Below are 23,940 nucleotides of genomic sequence, written 5' to 3'. Positions count from 1 at the left end.
CGACGGCAGTCGGCGGTCGGCGGTCGGCGGTCGGCGGCCTGAGACCCGCTGCGGGCCGGGTTCAGGCCTCCGCCGTCGGGAGGGTCACCTCGAAGCGGCAGCCGCCGGTGACGTTGCGGACGGTGGTGGTGCCCCGGTGGGCCTCCACGAGGCCGCGGACGATGGCGAGGCCGAGGCCCGCGCCGGCGGGCGGGGTGCGGGCGTGAGTGCCGCGCCAGCCGGTGTCGAAGACGCGGGCCAGGTCCTCCTCGGGGATGCCGCCGCAGCCGTCCGTCACGGACAGGACCACGCCCTCGGCGGAGCGTTCGGCCGCGACGGCGACGGTGCCGTCGGCCGGTGTCCGGCGGATCGCGTTGACCAGCAGGTTGCCCAGGACGCGGCTCATCTCCCGGCCGTCCACCTCCACCGGCACCGACTCGACGCCCTCGCCGACGAGCCGTACACCGTGCTCGCGGGCGAGCGGGTCCGCACCGGCGAGGGCGTCGCCGACCAGGTCGTACAGGGACATCCGGGAGAGGGACAGGGTGAGGGCGCCCGCGTGGATGCGGGAGAGTTCGAAGAGGTCGCCGACCATGTCGTTGAGGCGTTCCACCTCGGTGCGGATCCGGCCGAGGTAGCGGTCGGGGTCGGCGGCGACGCCGTCCTCCAGCGCCTCGGCCATCGCGCGGAGTCCGGCGAGCGGGGTGCGCAGGTCGTGGGAGATCCAGGCGACGAGTTCACGCCGGGAGGCCTCCAGGGCACGCTCCCGGTCCCGGGACTCGGCGAGCCTGTTACTGGTGGTCTGCAACTCCCTGCTGACCGCCGCGAGTTCGGCGGTGGCCGGGCCGTCGGGGGCGGCGAAGTCGCCGCCGTCACCGAAGGAACGGGCGGCGAGCGCCAGGTCCCGGCTGCGGGCGACGACCCAGCGGCCGAGCAGCAGCGCGGTCGCCATGGAGACGACGGCGGCCATCGCGACGACGGTCGTCACCACGGTCAGGTCGTGTGCCGAGAGGAACATCGCCTGCGCGACGGCCAGCGTGCCCGCGAGCATCGCGGTGACCGCGACGGCCGCGACCACCGCGAGATGCGCGGTCAGCGTCCACCGCCGGATCAGCAGCAGGACGCACGCGCCGAGCACCCCGGCCGCGGCGGCGCCGAGGAAGGCGAACAGGGCGATGAGCAGCGTGTCGCGCATGCTCACTCCTCCCCGGCCGCGGGGTCGAAGCGGTAGCCGACGCCCCACACCGTCTGGATGAGGCGGGGCCGCGCCGGATCGTCCTCGGCCTTGCCTCGCAGCCGCCGTACGTGGACGGTGACGGTGGACAGGTCGCCGAAATCCCAGCCCCACACCTCGCGCATCAGCTCCTCCCGGGTATAAGCCCGGCCGGGATGGCGCAGCAGGAATGCGAGGAGGTCGAACTCGCGGATGGTCAGGGCCAGTTCGGTGCCGTGCTTGGTGGCGCGGCGGGCAGCGGGGTCGATCTGGAGTCCGGCGGCGCGCAGGACCCCGGACGCGGGAGAGGACGCCGAGCGGGTGCGGCGCAGTACGGACTCCACGCGCAACACCAGTTCGCGCGGGCTGAAGGGCTTGGTCACGTAGTCGTCGGCGCCGACCTCCAGGCCGAGGATGCGGTCGTCCTCGTCGCCGCGCGCGGTGAGCATGATGACCGGCACGGGCCCCCGGCCGCGCATCCGGCGGCACACCTCCAGGCCGTCCATGCCGGGCAGCATCAGGTCGAGCACGACGAGGTCCGGCCAGTGGTCCGCCGCCCTGGCGAGCGCGTCAGGACCGTCGCCGGCCCGGTCGACGACGTATCCGGCGCGGTCGAGGTAGCCCGAGACGATCTCGGCGACGGTGGGGTCGTCGTCGACGACGAGGACCCGGGCGCCGGACTCCGCGGGTGACTGCTGCTGCTCCATGCGGCCAGCCTCGCACCACGCGCACGCGGACGTCGGGGACCGGGCGCCGACGTCCGCGTTTCGTAAGAAGACAATGTCCGGTATGCCAGGTTCGCATTCGTAGGGTGAACCCCGTGACCACCTCCCCTTTCTCCTCCTCCGCCTTTCCTCCGTCCCCCTTTCCCTCGTCCGGATCGCCGCGGGAGCCGTCGGCGGGCGTGGACCTCGTCCTGCCCTGTCTCGACGAGGCCGAGGCCCTGCCATGGGTGCTGGAGCATGTCCCGCCCGGCTGGCGCGCGATCGTCGTGGACAACGGTTCGACGGACGGTTCGGGCCGGATCGCCCGTGAGCTCGGCGCGACCGTCGTCCGCGAGGAACGGCGGGGTTTCGGGGCCGCCTGCCATACGGGGCTGACCGCCGCCACCGCCGACATCGTGTGCTTCTGCGACTGCGACGCCTCTCTGCACCCGGCCGACCTGGTGCCGTTCGTGCGGGAGATCCGGGCCGGCGAGGCCGACCTGGTGCTCGGCAGGCGCCGGCCGAAGGCCCGGGGCGTCTGGCCGGCCCGTGCCCGCGCGGGCAACCTCGCGCTCGCCCGGCTGCTGCGCCGCCGCACCGGGCTGCGGCTGCACGACCTCGGTCCGCTGCGTGCGGCCCGGCGCACGGACCTGCTCGCCCTCGGTCTGACGGACCGGCGCAGCGGCTATCCGCTCCAGATGGTGGTGCGGGCCGCCGACGCGGGCTGGAGGGTCACCGAGCACGATGTCCCGTACCTGCCCCGTTCCGGGGCCTCGAAGGTGACGGGCACCTGGCGCGGCACGTTCCAGGCCGTCCGGGACATGAGCCGGGTGCTGCACGAGGCGCCGGAACGTACGGGGGCGGCCTCATGAGCACGGCTCCCCTCACGCCCAGCCCTGTGACCCTGCTCGTCATCGCGAAGGAACCCCGCCCCGGCCGGGTCAAGACCCGGCTGACGCCGCCGTTCACTCCCGGGGAGGCGGCGGGGCTCGCCGAGGCCGCGCTGGCGGACACCCTGGACGTCGTGGTGCGCACGCCCGCACGGCGGCGGGTACTGGTGCTGGACGGCGCCCCGGGGCCCTGGCTGCCGGTCGGCGTCGAGGTCGTACCGCAGTGCGCGGGCGGCCTCGACGAGCGGCTCGCCGCGGCCTTCGCGCAGTGCGACGGGCCCGCTCTCCTCGTCGGCATGGACACGCCCCAGGTGACACCGGAGCTGCTCACCGTGGACTTCGCGGACTGCGACGCGTACTTCGGTCCCGCCGAGGACGGCGGCTTCTGGGCGCTGGGCCTGGCCTCGCCCGACCCCGGCCTGCTGCGCGGGGTCCCCATGTCGACGCCGGACACGGGCGCCGCGCAGCGGCGGCGGCTCGCGCACCTGAGGGTGCGGGAACTGCCGCGGCTGCGGGACGTGGACACGGCGTACGACGCCGAGGTGGTCGCCGGCGCGGCACCGGGCGGGCGGTTCGCCGCCCGGCTGGCACGGCTGACGGCGACGCACCGGTGAGCGCGGCACCGGTAGGGTCCGTACCGGCGGAGACCGCACCGGCGGCGACGGCCGTGCCCGTCGGCCGTCAGCGGACGCCCGGCCGGCCAGGGCCCTCTCCCGAGCGCTCCTGGTCCGCCGACCCCTACTCCCACGCCCTGCGCACCGGCCGGGGGCCACTGTTCCTGCGCCGTACGGACGGGTGGTTGCTGCCGCTGGACGTCGAGCGGTGGTGCGCGCCGGCCGACGCCGCCGACCTGGAAGTGCTCGCGCGCTGCGAGGGCGCGGTGCTGGACGTGGGCTGTGGGCCCGGACGTCTGGTCGCGGCGCTGGGCGCCCGGGGCAGGCGGGGCCTGGGCATCGACGTCAGCGAGGCCGCGGTCGCGCGGACCGTCCGCTGCGGCGGGCAGGCGCTGTGCCGTTCCGTCTTCGACCCGTTGCCCGGAACCGGCCGCTGGGGCACCGTCCTGCTCATGGACGGCAATCTCGGCATCGGCGGTGATCCGTCCGCCCTGCTCGACCGGCTGGCCCAGCTGCTCGTACCGGGCGGTCTGCTGATCGCCGAGACGGCGCCGCAGCCGGACGTCGACGAGCGCGCCCTGGTCCAGGTCACCGACGCCCGGGGCGGCCCCGGCCCGCCCTTCCCCTGGGCCCGCCTCGGCACCCCGGCCCTGCTGCGGCACGCGGACCGCGCGGGCTGGCACCCCGACGCCCAGTGGTCGACGGGCGACCGCTGTTTCGTCGCACTGCGCACCGGCCGGCCACCGGCCCGGCCTGCGCACTGATCCTCGTACGAAGAAGGTCGGGTGGCCGAGGCTCCACACCTCGGCCACCCGCTCCTCGTCCCCTCCGGCGCGCCTTCAGCCATCGACCGGCGGGCGCCCGTCCACCACGTGTTCACGACGCCGGCGCCGTCTCCGGGACCGCACGGCGAACAGAACCGCCGAGCCACCGAACAGGACCGCCGTGAGGATCAGCCAGCGGGTCGCGTAGCCGTCGGCGGACAGTCCCGTGGCACCGGCGTAGCGTTTCGACACCCTGCCCGTGATCAGCGGGAACCACACGAGCAGCAGCAGGCCCGACAGGGCGGCCGGAACCCGTACGTGGTTGACCCACTCCCGGTGCCGGCCGGTGCTCTTCACCAGCGCGCGGTCGGCCGCCGCGTACAGCGGCAGCAGCACCAGGTCGTGGAGCACGGCCGCGCCCACGAACCACAGGGCGATCAGGAACCAGTCCCCGTCGAGCAGCCGCACCCCCGCGTACCCGCACAGGGCGAACGAGCACAGCAGCAGGAGGAGCTGGGGAGGGCTGCCGAGCACTGCCGCACAGCACGGCCTGGACCGCGAGTACCGCGTGGACCGGACGAATCGTGTCATCGGACAGGCTCCTCACAGCTCGCCGAAGGTCAGCCGGGCGACCCATTTGGTGTTGAGCACGCCGGGCGCGCCGGGGACGATGATCCGCGCCGGGTGGCCGTGGTCGGGAGACAGCTCCTCGCCGTTGACGGACAGGGCGAGCAGGGAGCGCGGGTCGGCGACCTGGTTGGCGCGCAGCGCGGCGCGCCGGAAGGCGCCACGGCGCTGCAACGACTCCACGAAGACGTCGACCGGGTCGTCGTGGCCGACGAGCGCGGCGAGGTCCCGCAGCCGAACGCCCCGCCACCACTGGTCGGAGGTGGACCAGCCCTCCACACAGGCGATGGGCAGTGCCGCACTGTGCTGCGGCAGGGCGAGCAGGCCGGCGCGGTCCAGCTGGACGGTTCCCGTACGTCCGGCGACCACCAGCCGCCACGCCTCCTCGCTCGTCTCGGCCGGACGGATGCCGGCGTACGCGGCCGTCTTGTTGATCTGGAAGCCGTTGGGTCCGGTGCCGGGCTCGGGGCCGCCGTGCGGGGTGAGGACGGCGGTCTCGCGCAGCGGCCCGTCGAAGCTGCGTCCGGCGGAGGTCGCGAACAGCAGCAGCGAACCGCCGCCGACCAGCCCCAGGGCACCGCGCCGCGAGACGGTCGGCGGATCCGGCTCCGGGGCCGTCAGGCCGTCCGTGCCGCCGCCCACGCCCACGCCCACGTCGTGCTCCCCCTCGTCGCTCTCCCCCTCGCCCTTCCGTTCCTCCCGCAGCCGCCGCAGATTGCGCAGCGCCACCGGCGTCTTCAGCACCGCGTGGGCGACGAACGCGCCGAAGAACACCCAGGCACCGTAGAAGTGCAGCGGATAGAAGGAGCCGGGGAAGAGATAGTCGAGCTGGACGTTGAGGATGCCCGTGACGAACTCGAACAGCGCCCCGCCCACCAGGAGGAGCAGCGAGATCCGCTCCAGGGCGTGGGTGATCGAGCGGGCCGGCGGGAGGGTGAACAGCCTGGGCACCACCGACCACAGCTTGGCCAGCAGCACCGGGACGAGGGTGAGCCCGAGCGTGACGTGGACGCCTTGGGTGAGCCGGTAGAGCCAGGGCGGGTCGGTCGGCCAGGAGGAGAGGTAGAAGCCGAGGATCCCCTTGCCGGGGGTCTTGTCGTTCACCGGGGACAGGTCCGGGTTGTACGCGGCGTACGACAGGAGTCCCGTCAGGAACAGGACCGTGATGCCCACGAGGAGCACCAGCCCGAGCACCGAGGTGAACGGGGCACCGCGCACCGGGCTGCGCCAGAAGCCCGGCGAGAACGGGCCGCGCGGGGTGCCTCCGCGCCGCAGAGCGGCAAAAGGACCGGCGGAGAGGCCTTCGGGGAGGGAGGACCGTGACGAACGTGCCATACCCCGACCGTAGGACCGGAGCACCCCCGGAAAGGGCCGGCGAACGATGACGAAACTCTGACGTCCCCGCCCGTCAGCCGCCCGGCGGAGGGCATCCGCCCTAGCGTGACGGCGTGACCCGCGTTCATCCCCCGGCTGCCCGGCCCTTCGCCCCTCCCCCCGATGCCCCTTTCCCCGACCGGCGCGGCCTCGTCCGAGATCTCGCCGCGGTCGTGGCGGCCGCGCTGCTCGTCCTGGCCGCCGTGCTGATCGGCGACGCCGTCCAGCGCCGCGACGGCACGCTGCGCGTCGGCTGGCCTCCGCTGCTGGCCCAGTGGTCGCCGCACGTCGGGCCGGGCACTCCGGCGGCGCTGGTGGTGGCGGCCGCCGTGGTGGCGTACGGCCCGTCCCTGGCGGCCCGTCTGTCCTGGCGTCCGCTGCTCCTCACCGTGTGGGGGGCCTCTTTGGCCTGGACGTGGTCGCTCGCCCTCGTCGACGGCTGGTTCCGCGGTGTCGCCGAGCAGCTGACGACGCGGCACGAGTATCTGCGGGCCGTCGACCGCTTCCACAACATCCCCGACGCCCTGCGCGACTTCAGCGGGCACATCCTGCTCGACGCCCCGGACAACTGGCCCGCCCATGTCGCCGGTCATCCCCCGGGCGCGACCCTCACCTTCGTCCTGCTCGACCGGGCCGGTCTGGGCGGCGGGGGCTGGGCCGGCGCGTTCTGCGTCACCGTCGGCACCACGGCGGCGGCGGCGGTCCTGGTCGCCGTACGCGCGCTCACCGAGGAGTCCCTGGCCCGCCGTGCCGCGCCGTTCCTGGTGCTCGCCCCGGCCGCGGTGTGGGTGGGCACGTCCGCCGACGGCTACTTCACGGCGGTCGCCGCCTGGGCACTCGCCCTGCTCGCCCTCGCCGTGACCGGGCGCCGGCCGGCCTGGAGCGGCCTGGGTTCGGGACTGCTGTTCGGACTGACCGTGTACCTGTCGTACGGGCTGACGCTGTTCGCGGTGATCGGCGCGGCGGTCCTGCCGCTGGGCCGGTGGCGTCGGCGGCCCCGGTTCCTGCCCCGGCTGCTGCCTCCGCTGGTCGCCGGGTTCCTGGTGGTACCGGTGGTGTTCGCCGTCCTGGGCTTCGACTGGTGGGAGGCGTACCGGCTGCTGGTGACCCGCTACCACCAGGGAGCGGGCGGGGTCCGGCCCTACGGGTACTGGATCTGGGCGAACCTCGCCTGCACGGTGCTGATCGCCGGCCCGGCGACGGTGGCGGGACTGCGCCGGTGCGTGGGCGGCCTGCCGGCCCGGCGGTGGCCCGCCCCGCTCACCGGCGGCCCGGTCCCCCGCCTCGCCCTGCTGGTGCTGTCGGCACTGCTCGCGCTGCTGATCGCCGATCTGTCCGGGATGAGCAAGGCCGAAACGGAACGCATCTGGCTGCCGTTCGTGTTCTGGCTGCTGCCCGCCGGTGCCCTGCTGCCCGCCCCGCGCGCCTGGCTCGCCGGGCAGGCGGTCCTCGCCCTGCTCCTCAACCATCTGCTGCGCACCGGCTGGTAGGGCGGGCTCCGGACGACCGCCGAAGGGCCGCCGGGATTCCCGGCGGCCCTTCGGTATCAGTGCGGTGTGTAGTGCGCAGTGTGCGGTGCGAGGTGTGCGGATCAGCCCTCGGCGGGCTGCAGCTTCAGCGAGATGCTGTTGATGCAGTACCGCTGGTCCGTGGGCGTCGCGTACCCCTCACCCTCGAACACGTGTCCGAGGTGTGAGCCGCAGCGGGAGCAGCGCACCTCGGTGCGCACCATGCCGTGCGAGCGGTCCTCGACCAGTTCGACGGCGTCGGAGTCCCGCGGGTCGTAGAAGGAGGGCCAGCCGCAGTGCGACTCGAACTTGGTTCCCGAGGTGAACAGTTCGGCGCCGCAGGCGCGGCACGAGTAGACGCCCTCGGTCTTGGTGTCGGTGTACTCACCGGTGAAGGCGGGTTCCGTGGCCGCCTGGCGCAGAACGGTGTACTCGGACGGCGACAGCTCCGCGCGCCACTGCTCGTCCGGCTTCTCCACGTCGTACGACATGTGCGTCCAGCCCTTCCCCTACGTCTTCTGTTGCTGCTGCTTCTGCCGGTACTTCACTTCGACAGACGGTCCAGGATCAGCGGGCCGAGGTCGGTGACGTCGCCCGCTCCCATGGTGAGAACCAGATCACCGGGCTTCGCCATTCCCGCGACGGCCTCCGGGATCTCCGTCTTGTCGTGCACCGGCGTCACGTCCGTGCCGGCCGCCCGTGCCGCGTCGATGATCAGCTCGCTGGTGACGCCGGGGATCGGGTCCTCGCGGGCCGGGTAGATGTCGAGGACGACCGAGGAGTCGGCCAGGGCCAGGGCCTCGCCCATCTCCTTGCCCAGCTCCCGGGTGCGGGAGAAGAGGTGCGGCTGGAAGACGACCAGGATGCGGGCGTCGCCCGCGGCGGCGCGCATCGCCTCCAGATCGGCGGTCATCTCGGTCGGGTGGTGCGCGTAGGAGTCGATGACCTGGACGCCCGCCGCCTCGCCCTTGAGCTGGAGGCGCCGGTTCACCCCGGTGTACGCGGCCAGCGCCGGGGCCAGTTCGGCGGCCGGGATGCCGAGCGCGACACCCGCGGCGAGCGCGGCCACGGCGTTGTGCGCGTAGTGGCGGCCCGGGACGGACAGCGTGAAGGTGAGCGGGGTGCCCTCGAACTCGACGGTCACCTCGCTCTTCAGCCCCTGCGGGACGACCGACGTCACCCGCACGTCGGCGTCCGGCGACTCCCCGTACGTCACCGTCCGCACGGAACCGGCCGGACCGGCCGCGTCGCGCAGGCGCCGGGTCAGCTCCCGCGCGCCCTCGTGGTCCGACGAGATCACCAGTGTGCCACCGGGCACGATCCGGCCGACGAACGTCTCGAAGGACTCGTGGATCTCCTCCATGGACGCGTAGTTGGCATGGTGGTCCAGCTCCACGTTGAGGATGATCGCGACCTCGGGCGCGTACGTGTGGAAGCTGCGGTCGGACTCGTCCGCCTCGGCGACGAAGATCTCGCCGTCGCCGTGCAGCGCGTTGGAACCGGGCACGTCCAGGTCGCCGCCGATGGCGTACGACGGCCGGCGGCCCAGCTCGGTCAGGGAAACGGCCAGCATCGAGGTGGTCGTGGTCTTGCCGTGGGTGCCGGCCACCGCGATCGGGCGCAGGCCGTCCATGAGGGCGGCCAGCGCGTCGGAGCGGTGGACCACGGGCACGCCCAGTTCGGCCGCGCGGGCCAGCTCCGGGTTGTCCTCGCGGATCGCCGACGACACGACCACGCAGCTCGCGTCGTCGGCCAGGTGCCCGGCGGCGTGCCCGATGTGCACGGTGGCACCCAGCGCGCGCAGCGCCTCGGCGGTGGCGGACTCCTTGGCGTCGCTGCCGGCCACCTTGGCGCCGCGCTGCGCGAGGATCTTCGCGATGCCCGACATCCCGGCGCCGCCGATGCCGATGAAGTGCGGTCGGTCCATGGCGGTAGGAAGGCCGGCTGCCATGCGTGTTTCTCCCCAGTGGTGACGAGCGGTGCGGGTCGTACGAGTGGTGCGACGAGCGGGACGACGGTCCTCGCGCCTTCGTGCGAAGGCGCCGCCCCAGCCTATGCCTTGCTGTGCGAGAACAGTTTCAGCACCGGCACCCCCACCTTGTGCCGGGCCCGGGAGGCCCAGTCGCGGTGGAAGAACTCCTCCACGTAGTGCGGATCGGTGAGCACGATCACCTCGTCCGCTTCGGCCTCCTGGACCATCGCTCTCAGCGCGTCCAGCGGGTGGGCCTCGATCAGGCGGCCCTCGGCCTCGTGACCGGCAGTACGCAGGGCCTGCAGGGACACCTCCAGGGCACGCCCGCCCATGGTCTCCGCTTCCTCGCCCTCGGGGGTCTCCCCCTCGCGGACGGCGTCGTCCAGCTCGCCGAGCGCCACGTCGTCGATGGCCCGCAGCAGCCGGTCCGCCTGCTCTCCGCGCGGCTGGAGCAGCACCTGGAAGGTGACCCCCTCGTCGCCGTGCAGGGTGGTGACGAAGTCCACGTCGGCGGACGTCAGGGCCTTCTCGATCATCAGTACGCTTGTGAACACCAGGCGCCCCTTCTCCTCGGAGGGCCGCGGCCCTCTTTCCCGTGGGCCGAGCCAGGCCCTGCGGAAACCATCCTGCCCCGTGTTCGCACGGGCACTGCCGGATTCAGTCTGCCCCTCACGGCATCAAGCGGAACAAAACATTCCGCCGATGACCGGACCAGCGGTAACCGTCGAACCCGTTTCCGGATATTTCCGGCCGCCGGGCGCGGCTGCTTCCGACCCCACCTGGCCACGCCCGGTCACATCTGGATCAGGGCCGCGCGTACCGCGTGAAGAGGAAGCCGTCCTCCTCCAGCATCGACTTCAGCGTGAAACGCCGCGGAAGTGTCACAGAGGGGCCCCCGGCAATGCGCTGAGCGTCCCCCGCGGTGAGCATCGGGGCGACGGTCAGGCAGAGCTCGTCCAGCACCCCGGCCGCCACCAGCTGCCCCAGCAGGCGCGGACCGCCCTCGGTCAGCAGCCGGGTGTACCCCCGCTCCGCGAGGGCCCGGACCGCACGCCCCGGGTCCACGCCCGCCCCCTCCCCGGCGGTCACGACCCGGGCCCCGGCCGCCTCGGCGGCCGCAACCCCGTCCGGGGGCGCGGCGGAGCCGGTCAGGATCAGAGTGGGCACCAGCGGGGAGGTGAACAGCGGCAGGGAGAAGTCCAGGTCCAGGCTCGCGGACACGACCGCGATCGCCGCCGCCGGCCCCTGCCCGGCCGCCTCCCGCGCCGCCGCGAACTCGGCACGCGCGCGTGCCGGCCGGTAGCCCTCCTGCCGAACCGTTTCCGCACCGACGAGCACGACGTCCGCCAGCGCCCTCAGCGTGCCGAAGATCCGCATGTCGGCGGGGCAGGAGAGGGGCTGTGAGCGGCCTTCGTGCTGAGCGGCACCGTCGAGCGTGGACACCATGTTGGCCCGCAGCCACGGCGCCGCCTCCGGGTAGGCGTACGCGGCCGCCAGTTCGGCCGGGCTCCACTCCCGGCCGTCCCCGCCGTCGCCACCACCACCGCCACGGACGTCGTCCCCGCCGTCGCCGGACGTACCGGAACTCACTCCGGGAGCTGCTGTTTCGTGGGTCACAGGGAACAGGCGTCGCATGACGTGCAGTGTTCCACGCCCCGTAGTATGAGTCAGCGTGTCGTCCTCCTCCCCCGCCTCCCCCGCCTCCCGGCCCGGTGTCACAGCCGAAGCTGCCCCGCTGTCCCTGTGCGCCCGTGAGCCGCATGTCCCCGCGGACCGGCTCGTCGCCGAGATGGTGCCCCCGCCGCGATTCGACGCGGTCCGCTTCGGCACGTACATACCGGACCCGAACCAGCCCAGCCAGACCGAGGCCGTGCACGTCCTCGAAGGCTTCGCGGCGGGGCTCGGCGGACCCGGGGCCACAGGTTCCGGCAAGCGCAGGCTGTTCGGCTTCGGCAAGGCGGCGAAACCCGCCCCGGCCGGCCCCCGCGGCGTCTACCTCGACGGCGGGTACGGCGTCGGCAAGACCCACCTGCTGGCCTCCCTCTGGCACGCCACCCCGGCCGAGCCGGCGCTGAAGGCGTTCGGCACCTTCGTGGAGCTGACCAACCTGGTCGGCGCCCTCGGCTTCCAGCAGACGGTGCGGACCCTCTCCGGTCACCGGCTCCTGTGCATCGACGAGTTCGAGCTGGACGACCCCGGCGACACCGTGCTCGTCTCCACCCTGCTCGGCAAGCTGGTCGAGGCGGGCGTCGCGCTCGCCGCCACCTCCAACACACTGCCGGGCAAGCTCGGCGAGGGCCGGTTCGCCTCGGCCGACTTCCTGCGCGAGATCCAGGGCCTGTCGGCCCACTTCCGCGCCCTGCGCATCGACGGCGAGGACTACCGCCACCGCGGCCTGCCGAAGGCGCCGCCGCCGTACACCGACGAACTGGTGTCCAAGACGGCGTACGCCACCGAGGGCGCCTCCCTGGACAGCTTCGCGGACCTGCTGGACCACCTCGCGAAGGTGCACCCCAGCCGGTACGGCGCCCTGACCGACGGACTCGCCGCCGTGTGCCTCACCGGTGTCCGGCCGGTACCGGACCAGTCGACGGCACTGCGTCTCGTCGTCCTCGCCGACCGGCTCTACGACCGCGAGGTGCCCGTACTCGCCTCGGGACTGCCGTTCGACCAGTTGTTCAGCGAGGACATGCTGAAGGGCGGCTACCGGAAGAAGTACTTCCGGGCCATCTCCCGCCTCACCGCCCTGGCCCGGGACGCGGGCCGGCTCACGGGAACCCCGTAGGGCCCTCCCCGGCCCCGCTCCCCCGGCCCCGCTCCAGCTGCCTGACCTCACCCGTGGCCCCGACCGGGACGGCGGGCATATCGTGGCAGGAGTGACCATAAGGTCAGAGAACAGGCCTCTGACGGGAGGTCGTCATGGTCGAGGAACTGCTCACCGCGGTCGTCGCCACCGGTGCCGCGGGCATCGTCTATCTCGCCGCGGCGGCGCGGGTCGTCAAGCAGTACGAGAAGGGCGTGGTCTTCCGCCTCGGCCGGCTGCACCGCGAGGAGCGTCAGCCCGGGTTCACGACGATCGTTCCGTTCGTGGACCGGCTGCACAAGGTCAATCTGCAGATCGTCACGATGCCGGTGCCCGCGCAGGAGGGCATCACCCGGGACAACGTGACGGTGCGGGTCGACGCGGTGGTGTACTTCAAGGTCGTGGACGCGTCTGCGGCGCTGGTCAACGTGGAGGACTACCGGTTCGCGGTCTCCCAGATGGCGCAGACCTCACTGCGTTCGATCATCGGCAAGAGCGATCTCGACGATCTGCTGTCCAACCGGGAGATGCTGAACCAGGGCCTGGAGCTGATGATCGACAGCCCGGCGGTCGGCTGGGGCGTGCAGATCGACCGCGTCGAGATCAAGGACGTCTCGCTGCCCGACACCATGAAGCGATCCATGGCCCGCCAGGCGGAGGCCGACCGCGAGCGCCGCGCCCGGGTCATCAACGCCGACGCCGAACTCCAGGCGTCGAAGAAACTGGCCGAGGCGGCGCAGCAGATGGCGGACACGCCCTCCGCACTGCAACTGCGGCTGCTGCAGACCATCGTGGCGGTCGCGGCCGAGAAGAACTCCACGCTGGTCCTGCCCTTCCCCGTCGAACTGCTGCGCTTCCTGGAGCGGGCCGCCCAGCCACCGGGGCAACAGGAACGCGCCCTCGAGGAACCCGGACCGCCGGCCGACCGGGGCGGGGACCTCGCCGGAAACGTGGACGGGGACAAAGGCAGGAACCGGCCCCTGGAAACCGATCGCCCGGTCCCGGACTTCGGGCGCCTGGCCACGGACGCGGACACGGGCCCCGGTACCGGCTCCGCACCCGCACCCGCACCCGCACCCGCACCCGCACCCGCACCCGCACCGACCTCACCCCCGGACGCGTGACGCGAGACCGCCCGCGGACAGACACGTGACACGTGCTCCGCGCGTGGTTCCCGTGACTCACGGCAGGTGATAGACACGGCGGGACCACAGTTCCTGTCCGCCAGCAGGAAGGTTCCCCATGTCAGAAACAGGCATGCCAGAAACAGGGTCCGACACCGGATTCCTGCCCTGGACACGACGCCGGCTGCTCGCCCGTACCGGCGCTCTGGGCATCGGTATCGCGTTCTCCGGCGCGCTCTCCGAACTGTTCACCCCCGTTGCCGCCGCCTCGCAGCACCTGGGCCACCACGACTACGGTCCTCTCGTCCCCGACCCGAACGGGCTCCTCGACCTGCCGAAAGGTTTCCGCTACCAGGTGCTCTCCCGCGAGGGCGACGCACTGCGCTCCGGCGAGGGCCCCGTCCCCTCCAACCATGACGGCATGGCCGCCTTCGCGGGCGGGCAGGGCCGGGTCCACCTGGTCCGCAACCACGAGAACCGCGCGAACGGCAGGATCCCGGTCCCGGTGGTCGAAGGCCTGACCTACGACCCGGAGGGCAAGGGCGGCTGCACGTCGCTGACCCTGGACTCCCGCGGCCGGGTGCGCTCCGAGCGGGTCGCGATCGCCGGTACGGCCGTCAACTGCGCGGGCGGACCGACTCCTTGGAACACCTGGCTGACCTGCGAGGAGACCGAGGACAAGGCCGGCACCAACGGCTACACCAAGGACCACGGCTACATCTTCGAGGTCGACGGCGCCGATCCGCGCCGCACGGGTGCCGTGCCGCTGACCGCGATGGGCCGCTTCCAGCACGAGGCGGTCGCCGTAGACCCGAAACGGGGCATCGTCTACGAGACGGAGGACGCCTTCGAACGGCCCTTCGGTCTCTTCTACCGGTTCCTCCCGCACAAGCCGCTCGGCGGCACCGGCTCGCTGCGCGCGGGCGGGCGACTCCAGGCGATGCGGGTGCCCGGGGTGCCGGACCTGTCCTCGGTCCAGGAGCCGGGCGCCCGGTTCGACGGCATCGAGTGGGTGGACGTACCGGACCCGTCGGCCGCCGAAACACCCATCCGTTTTCAGGACTTCGGCACCGGCGGCATCACGCACGCGCAGAAGCTGGAGGGCTGCTACTGGGGCGGTCGGTCGGTGTACTTCGTGTCGTCCTTCGCCCGCAGCGCGGAGGGTTCGGCCGGCGACCACTACGGGCAGATCTGGCGCTACGACCCGGACCGGCGCCGGCTGACCCTGGTGATCGTCTTCGGGCCGGACACCGACGTACAGCTTCCCGGCGAGTCACCGGACAACATCTGCCTCGCCCCCAGCGGCGGCCTGATGGTCTGCGAGGACGGCGGCGGCGCGCAGCACGTCTACGGCGTGACCCGGCACGGCGAGGTGTACGCGCTGGCCCGCAACCGCCAGGCGATCACATCAGCCGCTACCGCAGCGGGGGGAACGCCCGAGGACCCGGAGTGGGGCGAGTTCGCGGGCGTCACTTTCTCCCCCGACGGCCGCACGATGTACGTCAACTGCTACTCCCCCGGCACGACGTTCGCGGTCACGGGGCCCTGGCGGCGGTGACGGCACGGGGCCGGCCGGGGCCGCCCCGGCCGGCCCCGGCGGTCCGCACACTGCTCAGGCGGCCACCAGCAGGTCGTCCATCTGCCCGATCGACTGCCCCAGCCCCTCGACCACGCCCATCTCCGCCAGCTGCTCCATCTGCTCCCGGGTGTCGAAGACCGAGCGCAGTTCCATCCTGGTCCCGCCCTCGTGCTCGCTGAGCGTCATCCGCACCGCCGTGGTCGGCATCTCGGGGTTCGGCTTGCCGTCCGGGCCGGAGAAGCCGTCGGTGAATTCGAGGGCGGTGGGCGGCGTGACCGTCGCGACCCGCCACCAGCCGCCGAACTTCTCGCCCTCCGGGCTGGTCATGAAGTACCTGACCTCCCCGCCCGGGGTGAGGTCGTGCTCCTCCACGGTCGCCGGGTAGGTCGGCGGCCCCCACCAGCGCTCCAGCTGCCGCGGGTCGGCCCACAGCTGCCACACCTTCTCGACCGGTGCGGTGAAGTCCGCGATCACGGTGAGGGTCAGCCGGTCGGGATCCTTGTCCACGCTCGTGACGGTCATCGTTCCTGTCCTTCCGTCGATTCCTTGTCGCCGGACCCTGCTTCGGTTCCGGCCTCGGTTCCGGCGTCGCCCGCCGGCAGACCGGACATCCGGTCCACGCGCGCCCGCCAGGCCGTCTCCAGTTCGTCGAGGGCCTGCCGCGCCCTGCCCACCGCGTCGGGGTCGGTGCGCACGAGCTGCTCCCGGCCGCGGCGCTGCTTGGTGACCAGGCCGGCCCGTGCCAACACCGTGACGTGTTTCTGCACCGCGGCGAAGCTCATCGGGTACGCCTCGGCCAGACGTGACACGGACAGCTCACCCCGCACACAACGACGGAGTATGTCGCGACGCGTCGCGTCGGCCAGGGCGTGGAACAGCCGGTCCACGGTCTCGTCGGTCAATCCATCTACAACCATTTGGTTGCACGTTAGCCTCGCACACCCCACCCCCTGCAAGCGGAGGGCGGGGAAGCGCCACGGCTCGGCCATCCGAGCGACACCACGCCACACCCGCCCGCGAGAAAGGAAAAGACTCGACACCCCTCATATCTTCATGTAGTGATCACACCGGTACACCGAGCAGCAGCCGTCTGCGCCCTCACCGTCGCGCTCGCCGCCTGCGCCGCCCCTCACCCCGCGCAGCGGCCACGTCCCACCCCCTCCGCCACCCCCACGACACCGGCCCCCCGCCTGCCCACCCTGACCCCGGGGCCGGCGGGCCTGACCCCGGTCTTCGAGCACGCCCCCCGAAGCGCCGAGAAGACCGTCGCCCTCACCTTCGACGCCGACATGACCGCCGACCAGGGCCCGCGGGCGGCGGCGGGCGAGCGCTTCGACCATCCCCGGCTGATCGCCACCCTGCGCGCACTGAAGGTGCCGTCCACCGTGTTCATGACGGGGCGCTGGGCCGAAGAGTACCCGGACCAGGCCCGTTCCATCGGCCGGGACCCGCTCTTCGAGGTCGCCAACCACTCGTACAGCCACTACGCGTTCACGGACGACTGCTACGGCCTGCCGACCCTCGACCGGGACCGGATACGCGCGGACGTGGAACGGGCGTACACGGCCTTCCGCACGGTGGGGGTGTCGCATCCGATGCCGTACTTCCGCTTCCCCGGCGGCTGCTACGACCGCGAGGCGCTGAAGGCACTCGCCCCGGCCGGTGTCACCGCCGTGCAGTGGGACGTGGTCGGCGGTGACGCCTTCGCCACGGACGCCGAAGCGGTGGCCCGGCAGGTCCTGGACGGAGTGCGCCCGGGTTCCGTCGTCGTCCTGCACTGCACCCGCAGCGCGGCCCCGGCGACCGAGCGCGCGGTACGGACGATCGTCCCGGAACTGCGCCGCCAGGGCTACCGCTTCGTGAAGGTCTCCGACCTGATCGCGGCTGCGGGCGAACGAGGCTGAGCGTCCTACGCTGGAGACCTGACCGAGAACGGCTCCTGCCCGATCGACGCGACCAGGCCGCCGAAGGCCGGGGTGCCTCCGTACGCGGAGTGCGTGCTGTGCCGGAAGCCGACGGAGTACCCGGAGTCGTACACGGGGATCACCCTGTGCCCGGTGTGCATGGGCCCCTGTCCGAGCGAAGTCGAGAACTCGGGGGAGGCGGGAGGCACGGCGCACGGCCTGCCCGGGCTGACGAAAGCGCGGCACGACTTGGCAGACTGGCGGGGTGGACAACGACCAGACCCATGAGCGGACGCCCGCCGCCGCGAGCCCCTTCCGTTCCGAGCCCAGTGCCCGCGACGAGGCCCCTCAGTTCGTGCTGCCCCTGGTGGCGCGCATCGAGCGGTCGGCGCCCCCGGCCCGCACGGACGCGCTGGAGACGGCGGCCCGCGCGGTGCTGACGATGCTGGCGGACGAGCGGTCGGTGGGCGAGGGCGAGTGGGCGCAGGCGATGCGCGACTGGCAGGACGCCCGCATCCGCAAGGTGGTCCGCAGGGCCCGCGGCGCGGAATGGCGCCGCGCGGAGGCCCTGGCCGGCATCACGGTCACCGGCGAGTCGGCCCAGGTCCGCGTCTTCCCGCCCGTCCCGCTGGAGGGCTGGCCCAAGGACCTGGCCCGCCTCCAGGTCTCCGGCACCGACCTGGACGACCCGGAGCCCCCGCCCCCGGCGGACCCGACGGCCCCCGTCCTCTGGCTGAACCCCGACCTCGACATGTCGGCCGGCAAGGCGATGGCCCAGGCGGGCCACGGCGCCCAACTGGCCTGGTGGGAATTGTCGGACGAGGAACGCACGGCTTGGCGGAAGGCCGGTTTCCCGCTCACGGTCCGCACCGCGGCCCCGTCCCGCTGGGGCGAGTTGACGACCAGTGGCCTTCCCACGGTCCGCGACGCGGGCTTCACCGAGATCGCACCCGGCTCCTGCACGGTGGTCGCGGACCACCCGTCGCTGCGCTGACACCCCGGCTCGGTGTCAGCGGCGGCTGCGATGCTCGCGGCATGACTCCGTGGAACCTGCTCGACCTCGACAGGGCCCTTCGCGCCTCCTGGGCCGCCGACACCTGCTCGTCCGACGACCAGGCCGAGGCCGACCGGCAGCCGGACGACCCGGCCTGAGGACACCGTGACATCACGGCCTTGGTCGTCAACGATGTATTCGGCGGCGATCCCATGGTCGGCGAAGTGCACGTCGACGGGGCCCAGCGCGGCTTCCACCGGTGGAACCGGCTGCCCAGCGGTGTGGAACTCGACCTGACCCGCGAGCAGTTCCAGCGTGGACAGACCGTCGTGGCCGCCCGTGTCGTCGAGCGCCCGCCGGGCCGCCTGCCCCGCCGCTGGGAGGGACGCCTCCTGCCGCGCGAGCGCGTCACCGAGCATCTCGGCCGGCTCCCGGAGCCTCTCCGAGCGGGCCGGCGCCGGCCCGCTCGGCTGGGCAGGCCGCCCGAAGCCCGAAAGCCCGGTGGCAGTGACGGACCGTTCCTGAAGACTGAGCGGGAGTGAGCCCACTCAGTCGCACGCCCCGAACGGCCCTGGGCGCTCCCCCACCGCCTCAAGGGCGTGGGAGGCGCCCCCAGGCCCCCGGCGTACCCGGCCCCGGGTCGGCGGCCCGCCTCCCGTGCGTGGTCCGGTCCCGGGAGGCCGGTTCCCTGCGCGACCCGGCCCCACGGGTACGGCCAAGGCGACGGGGAGGCCCCGAACCATCCCACCGGTGGAGCGGGGGCCCCGCCCGCCGGCGCCGTGCCCGGCGTCCCGGAGCGCACGCTCACGTCGACCCGGCCGGCCCGGGGCGCCATGAGCGCGCGAACGAACCATCACACGATCGAGCCGACGCGGCCCCGTGTCCACTCCCCGGCGAGCAGCTACCAGCCCTCCTGCATTGCGCCAGCAGGCCGGCCGTTCACTGTGCCGCACCGGCGAGCAGCCGGTCATCCGGAGGAAAGCTGGCGTTCTCATCACCTCGACGTCCTCCGGTGGCCGGCCGGAGACGGTGGCACCGAACACCACGTCGTCCCGTCCCGTCGACCGGGCCGGCAGTACCGTCCACAAGCCCTGCACCGCGGTGTTGAGCGTCAGTCCGGACCGGCGGGCCCACTCCTACGGCGGCCTGATGAGGAACAGGCAACGCAGGTTGGTCCGGGTCTTCGCCCTGCCGGCCCCGCGGGTCCGCGGCCTCACCCCGGCCGCACCCGAGACGGAGGCCATGCCGGGCGGGAACGGCGCCGTCCCCAGCACTTCCCCCTGCGGGCGGTCACCGCCATGATCCGACCATGGCCGAGACCACCCCACCCGTGTACCAGGCGCACTACGGCTGGGACCGCAGGACCACAGCGGTCGTGGTCCTCTGCACCGTCTTCACCGCGGTCCTGTTCTTCTCGGACGCGCCGCTGTACATGCGCCTCCTGGGTCTGCCGCTCTTCGGCGTGGGCGGGCTGTTCATGGCGTACATGGCGATGAGCGGCAAGGTCGCGTTCCGGGTGGACGAGACAGGTGTGCTGCTCGGCGGGAACCCCGCCCGGTACGGAGCCACCACCGCCCATGTGCCGTGGGGCGACATCACCGGTGTGGTGCTCTGGCGGCAAACCGCAGGCGGCGCCCATGTGCCCTATGTCGGGGTCACCCGGCGGGAGGACGCTCCGGCCCTGCCCGGGGACTCCCCGAAGGCCCGTGCCGTTCTCGGGCGCCTCGTTCCGGTGCCGGCCGGGGTCGTGATGACCTCCCGACCGGTGACCGGATGGCGCCTTGACCGGGACCGGCTGGTCGCCACCGTCGCCCACTTCGCGCCCGACATCCCTGTGGGCGACCACTGGTAGTACGCGTACGTCCGGGCCGGACCAGAACGGCGGGCCCCGCCGCACGCGCTTTCCCGGCACCGCCCGGCGACTCCTTCGGGGAAGCTCAAATGTTGCTCTGGATGTGGCCGCGACACGGTTCGGGCGCGGACTTCGGGGCCATACCCCTGTCACGTCCGAGCGGGCGTCCGGCGGGGGCCGACGGGGTGGCCGGTGGAGGAGGGGGCAGTGACATGGAGCGACTGGGGACGGGTATCGGGTGGCGGCCGGAGATCGCCGGGGACGTCGAGCGGATGCCGGGGATCGACTGGGTCGAGGTGGTGGCCGAGAACGTGTGTCCCGGGCACCTCCCCGAGTCGCTGCTGCGGCTGCGCGAGCGCGGGGTGACCGTCGTGCCGCACGGGGTCGGGCTCGGGCTCGGCGGGGCCGAGCGGCCGGACGCGGGGCGGCTGGAGGCGCTGGCCGAGCGGGCCACGGCGCTCGGGGCGCCGCTGGTCACCGAGCACATCGCGTTCGTGCGGGCGGGTGGACCGCTCAGCGTCTCCCCTCGGCTCGAGGCCGGTCACCTGCTGCCGGTGCCGCGCACCGGGGACGCGCTCGACGTGCTGTGCGAGAACATCCGGATCGCCCAGGACGCCCTGCCCGTACCGCTCGCCGTGGAGAACATCGCGGCGTTGTTCTCCTGGCCCGGTGAGGAGATGACCGAGGGCCAGTTCCTGTACGACCTGGCCGACCGCACCGGCGTACGGCTGCTCATCGACGTGGCCAACCTGCACACCAACCACGTCAACCGCGGCGAGGACCCGGCGAGAGCGCTCGCCGAACTTCCCCTGGAAGCCATCGCGTACGTCCATGTCGCGGGCGGCGTCGAGCGGGACGGCGTCTGGCACGACAGCCACGCCCACCCCGTACCCCGGCCGGTACTGGACATCCTCACCGACCTCGCCTCCCGCGTCTCCCCTCCCGGCGTCCTCCTGGAACGGGACGAGGACTTCCCCGAACCGGGCGAGTTGGAGCGGGAGCTGACGGCCATTCGGGAAGCGGTGGAGAAGGGGGCGACCGCGCGGAGCACGGCACAGGCGAAGAGCTCCGGATCCGACCCCGACTCCGACTCCGTAAGGGAATCCGGCTCCTGCGAACCCGCGCGGCAGCGGGTGGCGCTCGCCCAGGCGGCGGTGCTGTCCTCGCTGGTCGCCGGGACACCCGTGCCCGAAGGGTTCGACCGGGTGCGGATGGCTGTGCAGGCGCGGGCGCTCGCCGCGAAGCGGGCGGACGTCGTCGCCAAGGTCGCGCCCGAGCTGCCGGTGATGCTCGGCGAGCGGTACCGGGCGGCCTTCCTCGCCCATGCCCAGAAGCGGCCGATGACCGGGGGTTACCGGCAGGACGCCCTGGACTTCGTCGAGCAGTTGCTGCTCGCCTCCGGGCAGCGGGGGCGGCAGGACGAGCAGGTGCCCCTGCGGGAATTGCGGGAGTGGTGGCTGGAGCGGTCCGGGCCGGTGCCGCGGTCGCGCCGGCCCGCGGTGCGGCTGGCGCGCGCCACGCGGCGGGTGCTGCTGCGGCGTTGAGGCCGAGGCACACCAGTCGGAGCGGGGTCCGTTTCCGGCACCCGGCCGTCAAACGGAACGTCACGTGCAGACAACACTCTGTCCGGATGGTGAACAGGGCATGGTGCTTCGGGGACCGTGTCGTTTACAAACAAGTCATGCTCTGGGTGCTCCTCCTGCTCGTCTCGTGGGCCGTCGCCGGCGCCGCGTGCACACGGTTGTGCCTGGCCGCCGTACGCGCGGCGGCCGTCCACGACGTGGGTACGGCCGGGGGTGGGGGGCGTGAGCTGACGCTGTACGAGACGGCGTTCCTGTCCGGCGGCCCTCGGCGGGTCGCCGACGTCACCCTGGTCGCGATGGCGCGCCAGCGCCGGCTGCTGCTGGCCCACACCGGCTGGGCGACCGTGGTCGATCCGCTCGGGCGGGACGACATGGAGCGGTCGGTGATAGGGGTCATCGGGCCGGAGGGGCAGTCCCCCATCGCTCCGGTGCGGGCCGCCGCGGCGGCGACGGACGCGGTGCGCGGCCTCGCCGACCGGCTGGAGCGGGCCGGGCTGGCCGTGCCCGACGGCGCGGCCACGACGATCGCCGACGGCGTACGGCAGGTACGGATCGCCGCGCTGGCCGTGGCCGGACTGGGCGCCGCCGCGCTGCTGGTGCCGGCCGCGTCGTATCTGCCGGGCCATCTGGTCGCCCTGTGGTTCGCACTGCCGTTGACGCTGACCCTGAGCTGCCTGGTCATCGCGCGGATCGAGCTCCCCCCGCACACCCACTGGGCCTCCCCGGCCGGCCTGCGGCTGCTGGGCGCCCTCCCCCGGCGCTCGGTGAGCACCGGCGACGACGACCGTACGTATCTGACGTCGGTCGCCGTGCACGGCATCCGCGCGGTCGGCGAACCGGACCTGCGTGCGGCCTTCGCACACCGCGAGCACCACCCGGGCCGCACTCCGGGGCACCGTCCCGGCCACTCATCCGGACATCACCGCGCGAGGGACGACCCCGGCTCCGACTCCGGTTCCGGTCCCGGGAGCGTACGGGAGCCCTGAAGGGCGATCCGGAGCCGCTGGTCGAGCAGGCGCAATCGCATCCGGAGGCGGCCATGGAGGCGGAGAACGCGCGCTCGGTGTATGTCGCCGTGGAGTGCAACGACGCGCCCTGGCCGACGGACTGGGAGGTGTGGGACCGGGACAACACGCGGCTCGCCCGCCGGGCCCCGTTCGAGACCTGGGCCAACGTGTGGGCGAATCTGCCCTGCGCCTTCTGGCCGGCCCCCCGGCAGCGGCCACTGGACGTACGGGCCGGTGCGGGCGCGCTGCCGCCGACGCTGATCCTGGCGGCCGAGCGGGACGCGGCGATCCCGTACGAGGGAGCCCTGGAGCTGCACCGGCGGCTCGCGGGTTCGGCACTGGTGACCGAGCGGGACACCGGTACGCATGGCGTCGCGGGCGGGTCCAACGCCTGCGTGAACGGCCACCTGGAGGCGTATCTGCTCACCGGCCGGGTCCCGGCGCGGCGCGCGTCCTGCGCACCGCGCCCGGAACCGGAAGCGCGTGCGGTCGCGCCGGCCGGGAAGGCGACGCCCGCCCGGCCGACGGCCTGATCGAACCGGACCAGACCAGGCTCGACCAGACCTGACCGGCTCAGGCCTGAGCAGGCCTGGTCGAGCCCGATCGGGCCCACCCCGTTCAAGAACAGGCAGGCCCGGTCACCGTCACACTCGCTCAGGCGAGGCCCGCGACGAGTTCCGCGATGTCCTTGCGACGGCCCGTGTAGAACGGGATCTCCTCACGGACGTGCATCCGCGCCTCGGAGCCGCGCAGGTGCCGCATGAGGTCGACGATGCGGTACAGCTCGTCGGCCTCGAAGGCGAGGACCCACTCGTAGTCGCCGAGGGAGAACGAGGGGACCGTGTTGGCGCGCACGTCGGGGAAGCCGCGGGCCATCTTGCCGTGGTCGGCGAGCATGCGGCGGCGGTCCTCGTCGGGCAGCAGGTACCAGTCGTAGGAGCGCACGAAGGGGTACACGCTCACATACGCGCGGGGCTCCTCGTCGGCGAGGAACGCCGGGATGTGCGAGCGGTTGAACTCGGCGGGCCGGTGCAGCGCCATGTTCGACCAGACCGGGGCCAGCGCACGGCCCAGCTTGGTGCGGCGGAACAGGTTGTACGCCTCCTGGAGCTGGTCGCTGCTCTCGGCGTGCCACCAGATCATCAGGTCGGCGTCGGCGCGCAGACCGGAGACGTCGTACGTGCCGCGGACCGTGACGTCCTTGGCGGCGAGCTGGTCGAACAGCTCCTGGACCTCGTCGGCGTACCCGGCGCGGTCCTCGGGCAGCACGTCCTTCAGCTTGAAGACGGACCAGAGGGTGTAGCGGATGACCTCGTTCAGGTCCTTGGCCAGCTTGCCCTTGTTCGGGATCCGGTCGGGTGCGGGGGTGGTGGCGTCGTCACTCATGTCCCTTATTCTCCTGCTCCTCCGTGGAGGGTTCTCACCGGGTGGCGGTGACGTCCCGCACGT

At 73.0% G+C, this 23,940-nt stretch carries 25 protein-coding genes and 1 pseudogene; 14 read left to right on the top strand and 12 right to left on the bottom strand.

Going from position 1 to position 23,940, the window contains the following annotated elements; all coding sequences use genetic code 11:
* Window positions 1-61 precede the first annotated feature (61 nt).
* Together ACFP2V_RS24750 and ACFP2V_RS24745 are read right to left on the bottom strand one after the other, a co-directional pair.
* A complete protein-coding gene (locus tag ACFP2V_RS24750; protein WP_381216598.1) occupies window positions 62-1,174 on the bottom strand; it encodes a sensor histidine kinase in 1,113 nt (370 codons plus the stop codon).
* Window positions 1,175-1,176: 2 nt separating this feature from the next.
* Window positions 1,177-1,899 carry a response regulator transcription factor gene (locus ACFP2V_RS24745; protein ID WP_381216595.1) on the bottom strand — a complete coding sequence of 241 codons (723 nt, stop codon included), beginning with the start codon at window positions 1,897-1,899 and terminating at the stop codon, window positions 1,177-1,179.
* Window positions 1,900-2,096: 197 nt separating this feature from the next.
* On the opposite strand from ACFP2V_RS24745, the gene ACFP2V_RS24740 reads away from it, so the two are divergent.
* The 3 genes from ACFP2V_RS24740 to ACFP2V_RS24730 are packed head-to-tail and all read left to right on the top strand — an operon-like array spanning window position 2,097 to window position 4,164.
* A complete protein-coding gene (locus tag ACFP2V_RS24740; RefSeq protein WP_381216729.1) occupies window positions 2,097-2,768 on the top strand; it encodes a glycosyltransferase family 2 protein in 672 nt (223 codons plus the stop codon).
* The gene (locus ACFP2V_RS24735) at window positions 2,765-3,400 is read left to right on the top strand and encodes a TIGR04282 family arsenosugar biosynthesis glycosyltransferase (RefSeq protein WP_381216592.1); all 636 of its coding nucleotides are present in this window, start codon (window positions 2,765-2,767) and stop codon (window positions 3,398-3,400) included. Before ACFP2V_RS24740 ends, ACFP2V_RS24735 begins: the two co-directional genes overlap by 4 nt.
* Window positions 3,397-4,164, top strand: a complete 768-nt coding sequence (locus ACFP2V_RS24730) for a class I SAM-dependent methyltransferase (RefSeq protein ID WP_381216589.1) — start codon at window positions 3,397-3,399, stop codon at window positions 4,162-4,164. The genes ACFP2V_RS24735 and ACFP2V_RS24730 overlap by 4 nt, the downstream gene beginning before the upstream one ends.
* A gap of 75 nt (window positions 4,165-4,239) precedes the next feature.
* On the opposite strand, the gene ACFP2V_RS24725 is transcribed toward ACFP2V_RS24730, so the two are convergent.
* Window positions 4,240-4,755, bottom strand: a complete 516-nt coding sequence (locus ACFP2V_RS24725) for a hypothetical protein (RefSeq protein ID WP_381216586.1) — start codon at window positions 4,753-4,755, stop codon at window positions 4,240-4,242.
* A gap of 12 nt (window positions 4,756-4,767) precedes the next feature.
* On the bottom strand, window positions 4,768-6,126 hold the full coding sequence (locus ACFP2V_RS24720) for a molybdopterin-dependent oxidoreductase (protein WP_381216583.1): 1,359 nt from the start codon (window positions 6,124-6,126) through the stop codon (window positions 4,768-4,770).
* A gap of 113 nt (window positions 6,127-6,239) precedes the next feature.
* Between ACFP2V_RS24720 and ACFP2V_RS24715 the strand changes: the two genes are divergently transcribed.
* Window positions 6,240-7,655, top strand: a complete 1,416-nt coding sequence (locus ACFP2V_RS24715; protein WP_381216580.1) for a hypothetical protein — start codon at window positions 6,240-6,242, stop codon at window positions 7,653-7,655.
* A 101-nt stretch (window positions 7,656-7,756) separates the two neighbouring features.
* On the opposite strand, the gene msrB is transcribed toward ACFP2V_RS24715, so the two are convergent.
* The 4 genes from msrB to ACFP2V_RS24695 all read right to left on the bottom strand — a co-directional run bounded on the left by msrB (window position 7,757) and on the right by ACFP2V_RS24695 (window position 11,280).
* Window positions 7,757-8,164, bottom strand: a complete 408-nt coding sequence (gene msrB, locus ACFP2V_RS24710; RefSeq protein ID WP_381216577.1) for a peptide-methionine (R)-S-oxide reductase MsrB — start codon at window positions 8,162-8,164, stop codon at window positions 7,757-7,759.
* 53 nt (window positions 8,165-8,217) lie between these two features.
* The gene (gene murC / locus ACFP2V_RS24705) at window positions 8,218-9,624 is read right to left on the bottom strand and encodes a UDP-N-acetylmuramate--L-alanine ligase (protein ID WP_381216574.1); all 1,407 of its coding nucleotides are present in this window, start codon (window positions 9,622-9,624) and stop codon (window positions 8,218-8,220) included.
* A gap of 101 nt (window positions 9,625-9,725) precedes the next feature.
* Complete coding sequence (locus tag ACFP2V_RS24700; protein WP_381216570.1) at window positions 9,726-10,199, bottom strand: indole-3-glycerol phosphate synthase; 474 nt, start codon at window positions 10,197-10,199, stop codon at window positions 9,726-9,728.
* Window positions 10,200-10,449: 250 nt separating this feature from the next.
* Entirely contained in the window at window positions 10,450-11,280 is an 831-nt protein-coding gene (locus ACFP2V_RS24695) for a pyrimidine reductase family protein (RefSeq protein ID WP_381216568.1), read from the bottom strand.
* A 37-nt stretch (window positions 11,281-11,317) separates the two neighbouring features.
* On the opposite strand from ACFP2V_RS24695, the gene zapE reads away from it, so the two are divergent.
* From zapE to ACFP2V_RS24680, 3 genes are all read left to right on the top strand, one after another.
* Window positions 11,318-12,430, top strand: coding sequence for a cell division protein ZapE (zapE, locus tag ACFP2V_RS24690; RefSeq protein ID WP_381216565.1), 1,113 nt, complete (start codon window positions 11,318-11,320; stop codon window positions 12,428-12,430).
* A gap of 134 nt (window positions 12,431-12,564) precedes the next feature.
* Window positions 12,565-13,572, top strand: coding sequence for a slipin family protein (locus ACFP2V_RS24685; protein ID WP_381216562.1), 1,008 nt, complete (start codon window positions 12,565-12,567; stop codon window positions 13,570-13,572).
* Between the two features lie 133 nt (window positions 13,573-13,705).
* Window positions 13,706-15,130, top strand: a complete 1,425-nt coding sequence (locus tag ACFP2V_RS24680) for an alkaline phosphatase PhoX (RefSeq protein ID WP_381216559.1) — start codon at window positions 13,706-13,708, stop codon at window positions 15,128-15,130.
* 54 nt (window positions 15,131-15,184) lie between these two features.
* On the opposite strand, the gene ACFP2V_RS24675 is transcribed toward ACFP2V_RS24680, so the two are convergent.
* A complete protein-coding gene (locus tag ACFP2V_RS24675) occupies window positions 15,185-15,673 on the bottom strand; it encodes an SRPBCC family protein (protein ID WP_381216556.1) in 489 nt (162 codons plus the stop codon).
* Complete coding sequence (locus ACFP2V_RS24670) at window positions 15,670-16,068, bottom strand: ArsR/SmtB family transcription factor (protein WP_381216554.1); 399 nt, start codon at window positions 16,066-16,068, stop codon at window positions 15,670-15,672. The genes ACFP2V_RS24675 and ACFP2V_RS24670 overlap by 4 nt, the downstream gene beginning before the upstream one ends.
* A 141-nt stretch (window positions 16,069-16,209) precedes the next feature.
* On the opposite strand from ACFP2V_RS24670, the gene ACFP2V_RS24665 reads away from it, so the two are divergent.
* The gene (locus ACFP2V_RS24665) at window positions 16,210-17,055 is read left to right on the top strand and encodes a polysaccharide deacetylase family protein (RefSeq protein WP_381216551.1); all 846 of its coding nucleotides are present in this window, start codon (window positions 16,210-16,212) and stop codon (window positions 17,053-17,055) included.
* Window positions 17,056-17,060: 5 nt separating this feature from the next.
* Here the strand turns inward: ACFP2V_RS24665 and ACFP2V_RS24660 are convergent, their stop codons facing one another.
* On the bottom strand, window positions 17,061-17,189 hold the full coding sequence (locus ACFP2V_RS24660) for a hypothetical protein (protein ID WP_381216742.1): 129 nt from the start codon (window positions 17,187-17,189) through the stop codon (window positions 17,061-17,063).
* A 131-nt stretch (window positions 17,190-17,320) separates the two neighbouring features.
* Between ACFP2V_RS24660 and ACFP2V_RS24655 the strand changes: the two genes are divergently transcribed.
* From ACFP2V_RS24655 to ACFP2V_RS24630, 6 genes and pseudogenes are all read left to right on the top strand, one after another.
* On the top strand, window positions 17,321-18,049 hold the full coding sequence (locus ACFP2V_RS24655; RefSeq protein ID WP_381216548.1) for an aminoacyl-tRNA hydrolase: 729 nt from the start codon (window positions 17,321-17,323) through the stop codon (window positions 18,047-18,049).
* Between the two features lie 170 nt (window positions 18,050-18,219).
* Window positions 18,220-18,591, top strand: a complete 372-nt coding sequence (locus ACFP2V_RS24650; RefSeq protein ID WP_461089043.1) for a YunG family protein — start codon at window positions 18,220-18,222, stop codon at window positions 18,589-18,591.
* A gap of 767 nt (window positions 18,592-19,358) precedes the next feature.
* The gene (locus ACFP2V_RS24645; RefSeq protein WP_381216545.1) at window positions 19,359-19,901 is read left to right on the top strand and encodes a hypothetical protein; all 543 of its coding nucleotides are present in this window, start codon (window positions 19,359-19,361) and stop codon (window positions 19,899-19,901) included.
* A 212-nt stretch (window positions 19,902-20,113) separates the two neighbouring features.
* Entirely contained in the window at window positions 20,114-21,445 is a 1,332-nt protein-coding gene (locus tag ACFP2V_RS24640) for an MbnB/TglH/ChrH family RiPP precursor modification enzyme (protein ID WP_381216542.1), read from the top strand.
* 137 nt (window positions 21,446-21,582) lie between these two features.
* The gene (locus ACFP2V_RS24635) at window positions 21,583-22,470 is read left to right on the top strand and encodes a TIGR04222 domain-containing membrane protein (protein WP_381216539.1); all 888 of its coding nucleotides are present in this window, start codon (window positions 21,583-21,585) and stop codon (window positions 22,468-22,470) included.
* Window positions 22,464-23,024: pseudogene (locus ACFP2V_RS24630) on the top strand (alpha/beta hydrolase); the annotation flags it as partial. The gene ACFP2V_RS24635 and the pseudogene ACFP2V_RS24630, both read left to right, overlap by 7 nt.
* 121 nt (window positions 23,025-23,145) lie before the next feature.
* Here ACFP2V_RS24630 and hemQ read toward each other — a convergent pair.
* Entirely contained in the window at window positions 23,146-23,877 is a 732-nt protein-coding gene (hemQ, locus tag ACFP2V_RS24625; RefSeq protein WP_381216536.1) for a hydrogen peroxide-dependent heme synthase, read from the bottom strand.
* Window positions 23,878-23,940 lie beyond the last annotated feature (63 nt).

This window comes from Streptomyces incanus (assembly GCF_042656345.1).
In the GTDB taxonomy this organism is placed as follows: domain Bacteria; phylum Actinomycetota; class Actinomycetes; order Streptomycetales; family Streptomycetaceae; genus Streptomyces; species Streptomyces incanus.
This window is presented reverse-complemented; position numbering and strand designations above follow the sequence as displayed.

Excerpts from the sequence above, each read along its gene's own strand:
- ACFP2V_RS24750 (WP_381216598.1), bottom strand. The coding sequence starts at position 1,174 with ATGCGCGACACGCTGCTCATCGCCCTGTTCGCCTTCCTCGGCGCCGCC.
- ACFP2V_RS24745 (WP_381216595.1), bottom strand. The coding sequence starts at position 1,899 with ATGGAGCAGCAGCAGTCACCCGCGGAGTCCGGCGCCCGGGTCCTCGTC.
- ACFP2V_RS24735 (WP_381216592.1), top strand. The coding sequence starts at position 2,765 with ATGAGCACGGCTCCCCTCACGCCCAGCCCTGTGACCCTGCTCGTCATC.
- ACFP2V_RS24725 (WP_381216586.1), bottom strand. The coding sequence starts at position 4,755 with ATGACACGATTCGTCCGGTCCACGCGGTACTCGCGGTCCAGGCCGTGC.
- ACFP2V_RS24720 (WP_381216583.1), bottom strand. The coding sequence starts at position 6,126 with ATGGCACGTTCGTCACGGTCCTCCCTCCCCGAAGGCCTCTCCGCCGGT.
- msrB (WP_381216577.1), bottom strand. The coding sequence starts at position 8,164 with ATGTCGTACGACGTGGAGAAGCCGGACGAGCAGTGGCGCGCGGAGCTG.
- murC (WP_381216574.1), bottom strand. The coding sequence starts at position 9,624 with ATGGCAGCCGGCCTTCCTACCGCCATGGACCGACCGCACTTCATCGGC.
- ACFP2V_RS24695 (WP_381216568.1), bottom strand. The coding sequence starts at position 11,280 with ATGCGACGCCTGTTCCCTGTGACCCACGAAACAGCAGCTCCCGGAGTG.
- ACFP2V_RS24685 (WP_381216562.1), top strand. The coding sequence starts at position 12,565 with ATGGTCGAGGAACTGCTCACCGCGGTCGTCGCCACCGGTGCCGCGGGC.
- ACFP2V_RS24680 (WP_381216559.1), top strand. The coding sequence starts at position 13,706 with ATGCCAGAAACAGGGTCCGACACCGGATTCCTGCCCTGGACACGACGC.
- ACFP2V_RS24675 (WP_381216556.1), bottom strand. The coding sequence starts at position 15,673 with ATGACCGTCACGAGCGTGGACAAGGATCCCGACCGGCTGACCCTCACC.
- ACFP2V_RS24670 (WP_381216554.1), bottom strand. The coding sequence starts at position 16,068 with ATGGTTGTAGATGGATTGACCGACGAGACCGTGGACCGGCTGTTCCAC.
- ACFP2V_RS24645 (WP_381216545.1), top strand. The coding sequence starts at position 19,359 with ATGGCCGAGACCACCCCACCCGTGTACCAGGCGCACTACGGCTGGGAC.
- ACFP2V_RS24640 (WP_381216542.1), top strand. The coding sequence starts at position 20,114 with ATGGAGCGACTGGGGACGGGTATCGGGTGGCGGCCGGAGATCGCCGGG.
- ACFP2V_RS24635 (WP_381216539.1), top strand. The coding sequence starts at position 21,583 with ATGCTCTGGGTGCTCCTCCTGCTCGTCTCGTGGGCCGTCGCCGGCGCC.
- hemQ (WP_381216536.1), bottom strand. The coding sequence starts at position 23,877 with ATGAGTGACGACGCCACCACCCCCGCACCCGACCGGATCCCGAACAAG.